Below are 989 nucleotides of genomic sequence, written 5' to 3'. Positions count from 1 at the left end.
ACCCGGCGGGGCGCTGTCCGCGCAGTTCGGGGTTCAGGCGGTGCAGGGCCTCGACGTGGAGCAGGCCGTTGGTGGCCAGCGCGTTGCCGCCGAACGGGCCGTCTTCGCCCTCCAGCGAGCTGAACCGCCCGCCGGCTTCGGTCACGATCGGCACCAGGGCGGCCATGTCGTAGAGGTTCAGTTCCGGTTCGCAGGCGATGTCCACGGCGCCCTCGGCCACCAGGCAGTAGGACCAGAAATCGCCGAAGGCCCGCGTGCGCCAGACGGATTCGGTCAGGCCAAGGAAGTCGTCCAGGTTCCCGCGTTCCTTCCAGCCGCCCAGGCTGGAGTAGGACAGCGACGCGTTCTCCAGCCGGTCCACGGCGGAGACCTGGAGCCGGGTCGCGGTGGCCAGCGAACGTCCCGTGTAGGCGCCGGTTCCCTTGGCGGCCCACCAGCGCTTGCCCAATGCCGGCGCGCTGACCAGCCCGACTACCGGCTGCCCCTCGTCCACCAACGCGATCAGGGTGGCCCAGACCGGCACGCCCCGGACAAAGTTCTTGGTGCCGTCAATCGGGTCGATGATCCAGCGGCGGGCGCCGTGGCCGCTGCTGCCGAATTCTTCGCCGAGCACGGCGTCGCGCGGGCGGGAGCGGGAGAGCTGCCCGCGGATTGCCTCTTCGGCGGCGCGGTCGGCGTCCGTGACCGGCGTCAGGTCCGGCTTGGTCTCCACCTTCAGGTCGAGGGCCTTGAAGCGGGCCATGGTCTGCGCATCCACGGAGTCGGCCATCACGTGGGCCAGGCGCAGATCGTCGTTGTAGCTTTGCGAAGCGTGGGTCATAGGTTTCAACCTATCGGTAAGTGAAGTGCGGACGCGGGAGGCGGAGCCTGCGGCCCGGCAGGCGGCCCTTAGACCGTGCCGAGTTCCTTGGCCTCGGGGCGCTCTTCGGCCCCCAGCAGGCGGCGGAGCGACGAAAGCCTCACCGCCCCCGCGTCACCGGCCCCGCCGT

The 989-nt window shown here is 70.5% G+C and carries 1 protein-coding gene; it reads right to left on the bottom strand.

Annotated elements, in window-relative coordinates; translation table 11 throughout:
* Positions 1 to 820: histidinol-phosphatase (gene hisN, locus AC5RUJ_RS17165; protein WP_494156355.1), on the bottom strand; the 820-nt coding region annotated here is incomplete at its 3' end.
* Positions 821 to 989: the final 169 nt, after the last annotated feature.

The organism is Arthrobacter sp. Y3223164 (genome assembly GCF_059091005.1).
This window is presented reverse-complemented; position numbering and strand designations above follow the sequence as displayed.